We start from the raw sequence: 5,753 nt of genomic DNA, 5'->3' as shown, positions 1-5,753 counted from the left end.
TAACTATATGTCACCTGATGAGTTTGAAATGGAATACGAGAAAGCAAACAAACTTAATATATCAATAGCAATTTAAGTTTAGTGAATTGCTAACATAACCTTCTCATTTTAATTTGTACTTTTTCTTGACAGAGGACCAACTGGACAGGTAATTACGCTAATATACTAAGCTATTAATCTACTATTTAAGAAAGAAAACACAGGCTAAAAACCTGTGTTTTCTTTGAGTTTAATTTAATATCAACTGATATTAGATGTAAGTAATCGTATTTCAAATGAATATAATAGATTATGTTATAATTTCTAAAATTTGAAATTTATGTTATAATTAGTATGAGAATCACAGTAATATGATAATATAAAAAATTCAATATACTTACCAATAAGTTAATTATGGGTTGTACGTATTTATTAATCAGCACAAAGAAATAGGAGGGGATAAATTTTAATAAAACAAGTAAAGGTGAATTTTTCAGACTTTTAAAAATGTTTTGTGCCACATTTGTACTTTTTATAATAATTAATGTAATAGTATCTAAAATTTTATATTCACAGAAGAACATTAACTTGAGTGTGTTTTTTATTTTCGGATGTGCACTTTCTATTGGCTCGAGTATAGGTTATTTGAAAAGATATAAAAAATATACCACAAAAATTATATACGAAGAAGTAGTAGATAAAGATATAATAATTGAGTTACAGAAAATTATGAAAAAAATGCATTGGTCTATCAAAAAATATAAAGGTGATGTCTTTGATAAGAATATTAATTTATCTGAATTAAAGTGGGAAATAAAACACTTTACAACAAAACAAATATCAAATGATTGTATATTGGCAACATATAAGTTAATAAAGCATAGTGAATTGAACGAATATATGAAATATTCACTTCGTAGTTCAACATGGAAATGTTTAAATGGTAAATGGAAAATGATTTTTCATCAGGGTACATTAATACCGTAGAAAACGTAAAGGAGCCAAATCAAAGTGGAAAAGAATTATAAAAAAAGTATTCCAACATTACAAGAAGCAAAAATATTATTAGAAGAAGTAGGAAAGTTAAATCCAGGACTTTGGGTTGAACATTCTATATATGCAGGTAATGCGGCCAAAATAATCGCAGAGAATACTCTAGGGTTATGTCCTGATATTGCATTAGTTTTATAGGCATGCTCCATGACATAGGCAGGAGTAACAGGAATGAGACATATTATAGATGGTTATAACTTTGCTATGGAGAAAGGCTTCTATCATGTGGCAAAGGTATGTATTACACATTCATTTGATTGCAAAGATATTAAATCTGCATTTGGAAAATGGGATTGTTCCGAACAAGAATACAATTTTGTAAAGCAATACTTAGAAAACACTGAATATGATGATTATGACAGACTTATTCAATTATGTGACGCATTAGCATTTGTAGATGGTTATTATCTTATTGAGAAAAGAATGATTGAGGCCGCACTAAGACATGGTATAAATGAATATACTACACTTAAATGGAAGGCTACGTTTGAAAATAAAGATTACTTTGAAGATAAAATGGGAAAACCAATCTACAGTTTACTACAAGGAGTAGTTGAAAATACGTTCAGACTTTAGTTATATTTAATATGAACTGATTATAATGAGAAGTCAAAAGATGTGTAAAACTTGAGAGGGGTAGGGCATATCATCTATATCTGAATACATTTCTTAGTTAAAGAGTTATGTCAAACTTGTAGAATAATGTTCATTAAATGATTATTTAATAATGGAGGAGAATAGATGGTTATAAATCAAATATCAGAGAGGATATACTACTTGCCTTTCGATATAAATACAGACAGACCAAATCTTGGTTATATTTTGGGGGATAAGTATTCGATTATGATTGATTGCGGTAATTCCCCCAAACATCTTTCTTTATTTTATGCTGGACTTGAAGAAAGACATCTACCGATACCACAAATTGCTTTCATTACACACTGTCATTGGGATCATACCTTTGGTATGAAATCATTTAACGGAACGACTATTGCAGGGCAACTTACCAATAATAAACTGAAAGAAGTCATGCAATGGAAATGGACTGACAAAGCTATGAAAGAGCGACTTGTGAGTGGTGAAGAAATTGAATTTTGCGATGAAAATATCCGAAAAGAATACAAGAATTTATCAGAAATTTGTGTGAAATCAGCTGATGTTATATTCATTAGAAGTATTTCAATTGACCTTGGTGGAATTACCTGTACAGCATTGCATTGTCCATCACCCCACTCAAAAGACAGTGTGATTATCTATGTTCCAGAAGAGAAAATATTATTTTGTGGAGACGCGGATTCTGGAGACTTTTACGATAATAAGGGACAACGTGAAGTTGGACAAGTGAAACAATATCGGGATGTTCTAATGAAAATCCCATTTGAAGTCTATATACATGGTCATTGTGAACCGTTGAGCCGTGAACAGGTATTTATAGATTTAGAAGAAATGATGGGAGGTAATTAAATTCACTAAAAACTATGATGCTAAAAACTTTAACCATAGGCTACTACCCATTTGATAAAAATTGTTAATATATTTAATTTGTAGTAATTATGTTATAATTAAAAACATATTTTATAACAAATTTGTAAAATATGATGGTAAATCAAACTTTAAGACTGTAAGGGATTCTGTAATTATTACAGAAAAGAAAACAGGTAAAACAAAGAAGTTTTATATTGGGGATATAGTGAAAAAGGTTATCGAAAATTATATTAGAGAGTTGCCTACCATAGAAATGAGTAACTATGTTTTTCAAAGTAGAAAAGGTAATAATATGCCTATAACAAGACAGCAGGCATATAGGATTCTTAATAGTGCAGCTGAAATGATAGGCCTTGTAGAAAAAAATGAAAAAGAAGTAATTATATCTGGAGAAATAGGAACTCACACCCTTCGTAAAACTTTTGGCTACCATGCATATCAAAATGGATCTTCTTTAGAATTGCTTATGGATATATTTAACCATTCTTCAAAATCACAAACTTTAAGATATATTGGCATTACTGAGGAACAAAAGAAAGAAGTTTATCTACAGTCTAATTTAGGCTAGTGGAATGGATTTTACTATTCTTCAAACTATTAATCAGTTACTAAAATTACTTTTAATGGTCAATTAAAATATTGGTTGTAAAAATTTATTACAAAGTGTGGTAAATAATGATAATATTATATATAGGACTTACGACGCAGTCGTACTATTGTGCTAACTAAGGGAGTTTTGATAAGGAGAACTTAAGACAATTAAGAAAATTGCTAGATTGATTTTGGAGGGAATATATCATGTTAATAGATGAGAAAATTAAAGAATGTGAATATGCGTATACTAAATGCTTTTCAGAATTTTATGAAGATGAAAAGATAATTAGATTTCGTGATAATAAAATAAAGGACATGTATGACCATAACTTTACATTTATAAAAAAGCAAATTGATGAAACTAAGTTAATTGCCATTATAGAAGAGGAAATTCCACTGCGATTAATAGAGAAAGGTGATTTTTGTAAGTTTATGTTCAATGATTATGGTATTACTGCAACATTATCTAACATTAATTATAAGCCAGAAATATCTTTAAATGGATATTACTCCTTTGATATTTCTAAATTTTCAAAGCTTAAGGTAAACTCAAATTGTGAAATAAAAAAAGTAACTTTCCAAAAAATGTTAGAAAATATTTTAGCATTTGAGCTACAGCTAGATGAAGAAAGATTAGGACGGGACTTTTGTACAAGAAAGTGCAATAGACGTATTGAAGAATATATTTCTGATAAAAATATAAATTCATATATTTGTTATCAAAATGGACAAATAATTGGTAGCTGTGAGTTGTTTATGAATAATGGAGTTGCAAAAATTGAAAATTTCATTGTTTTACCAGCATTTCAGAGAAAGGGATATGGAACAACAATCCTTAAAGCACTTATAGATATAGCAATAAGTGAAGTTTCTAAAATCATTTATTTGGTTACTGACGAAGAGGACACGGCAAAGGAAATGTATAAAAAATTAGGGTTTAGTAAAACTGGGGAAAGAACTGATTTAATGTTTAAATTATAAAAGCACTTGGGAAAAAGAGTACACTATTCATATATTGTGGCGGATTATTCTTTCAAGTATGTCATAACAACTATAAAAATATAAAAAGAAATATGATTAAGAAGAATGATGAAATAGTAATTTGATGGGAAGACTATTATTTCAGTTTACAATTATCCATAAAACTTGATTACCGTCAATTGACGGTAATAAGAATATTAATTAAACATCATTGCAAGGGGATTGGAGTTTACTGCAGATTGTAGTTGATGCTCATCAATATGAGTATATATTTCAGTTGTAGCAACACTTTCATGACCGAGAATTTGTTGAAGAGATCTTATATCTACCCTACCGTATTTATACATAAGAGTTGCCGCTGTATGCCTAAGTTTATGGGTAGATATTATGGCAGGGTCAAGTCCGGAAGCAATAACGTATTTCTTAACAATATTTTGGACTGCTCTTGTTGTAATTCGGCCACTATTTCTTGATATAAATAGAGCCTTAGTGTTTATATTGAGGCTATTTCTAATATATAGCCAGGTGTTTATTGATTTTTTAGCAGCAGGTGTTAAAAAAATTTTGCGTTCTTTGTTACCCTTACCAATTACAGTTAAAATATCATTGCCAACCTGCTCAATATTTAAACTGGCTAATTCAGATAACCTTAAAGCACAATTAAGGAAAATTGTAATTATACAATGATCCCTTGGAGATTGTTTACATTCAATCAGTAAACGGACTGACTCTTCTAAATTAAGATATTTGGGTATGCGTTTTGGTAATTTAGGAGTTTCAAGCTCTTCAGCAATATTGTCATCAATAAGATGGGCTTTGGTTTTTAGATATTTCCAAAATTGACGTATAGATACTATCTTTCTTACCCTTGTACCTGCAGAAGCCTTTTGAGTAGTTTGACAATGTGCAATAAATGCATACATATCATTGAGATTTATTGATTTAACAAACAATAAATCTGCAAAACTAAAATTAGTATTAATTATTAGAATTTTACGACTGTCTATTATAAACCTGAAAAACATAAGTAAATCTGTACGGTATTCAAAAATGGTGTTTTCAGAGCGGCCCTTTATTACAATAAGATAGCTTAAATATTGTTCGACTAATGGACAAGTTTTATTTGATTGCATTTGTATCCCTCCTTGTCTTAGAGTGTTGACAGAAGTAATAAAAAATATTAACAAAATATCTATAATGGGAGTGCGACACGTTGCTAATTTAAACGATTAGCCATTAACCGTAGGTTAAGAGAACTGATAACTTGAAAAGTCAAATGATAGGGTAACGCCTTAAAGGGCTTTCTCTAATACTCCGAATAGCGAAGCTATAAGTAAGTTAAGTTTTGTTATAAGCTCGGTGAAGTCGGCTGAGGTCATCCCCTAACAGATTAGCTGAGGAAATGCGAACTAGAGGTAGTCGAGGATGATATAGGTCGGGAGTCTGTAAAATATCCATGGTAAGAATGTCCAATGGTGGACTAACAAAACTCTGAACGTACGGGTCTAAATATAGGTATGTGGTGATAGAATAAAAATAGTACAATAGAAATTGAGAAAGTTCCTAATAAGTATTACAATGAAAATAATAGATGGAGGGACTTAATCATGAGAAAACAACACGATAAACAATTTAAAGAAGATGCTGTAAAATATTATATA

General features: G+C 29.8%; 7 protein-coding genes. 6 read left to right on the top strand and 1 reads right to left on the bottom strand.

Features of this window, described 5'->3' with window-relative positions; translation table 11 throughout:
- The first annotated feature begins 573 nt into the window (after positions 1-573).
- From VIM70_RS23310 to VIM70_RS23285, 6 genes are all read left to right on the top strand, one after another.
- A complete protein-coding gene (locus tag VIM70_RS23310; protein ID WP_414648750.1) occupies positions 574-966 on the top strand; it encodes a hypothetical protein in 393 nt (130 codons plus the stop codon).
- A 24-nt stretch (positions 967-990) separates the two neighbouring features.
- The gene (locus tag VIM70_RS23305; protein WP_331948171.1) at positions 991-1,170 is read left to right on the top strand and encodes a hypothetical protein; all 180 of its coding nucleotides are present in this window, start codon (positions 991-993) and stop codon (positions 1,168-1,170) included.
- A gap of 33 nt (positions 1,171-1,203) precedes the next feature.
- Positions 1,204-1,608, top strand: coding sequence for a hypothetical protein (locus tag VIM70_RS23300; protein ID WP_331948170.1), 405 nt, complete (start codon positions 1,204-1,206; stop codon positions 1,606-1,608).
- 165 nt (positions 1,609-1,773) lie between these two features.
- Complete coding sequence (locus VIM70_RS23295; protein ID WP_331948169.1) at positions 1,774-2,496, top strand: MBL fold metallo-hydrolase; 723 nt, start codon at positions 1,774-1,776, stop codon at positions 2,494-2,496.
- A 61-nt stretch (positions 2,497-2,557) separates the two neighbouring features.
- On the top strand, positions 2,558-3,085 hold the full coding sequence (locus tag VIM70_RS23290; RefSeq protein ID WP_331948168.1) for a tyrosine-type recombinase/integrase: 528 nt from the start codon (positions 2,558-2,560) through the stop codon (positions 3,083-3,085).
- A gap of 230 nt (positions 3,086-3,315) precedes the next feature.
- Positions 3,316-4,092 (top strand): GNAT family N-acetyltransferase, encoded by a 777-nt coding sequence (locus VIM70_RS23285; RefSeq protein WP_331948167.1) that lies wholly within the window; start codon positions 3,316-3,318, stop codon positions 4,090-4,092.
- Between the two features lie 197 nt (positions 4,093-4,289).
- On the opposite strand, the gene VIM70_RS23280 is transcribed toward VIM70_RS23285, so the two are convergent.
- Positions 4,290-5,225 carry a tyrosine recombinase XerC gene (locus VIM70_RS23280; protein WP_331948166.1) on the bottom strand — a complete coding sequence of 312 codons (936 nt, stop codon included), beginning with the start codon at positions 5,223-5,225 and terminating at the stop codon, positions 4,290-4,292.
- Between the last annotated feature and the right edge of the window lie 528 nt (positions 5,226-5,753).

It is taken from the genome of Clostridium sp. (assembly GCF_036569345.1).
Lineage (GTDB): Bacteria > Bacillota > Clostridia > Clostridiales > Clostridiaceae > Clostridium_AD.
The sequence above is the reverse complement of the archived record's forward strand: the minus strand, read 5'-3'. Positions and strand labels throughout refer to the sequence as shown.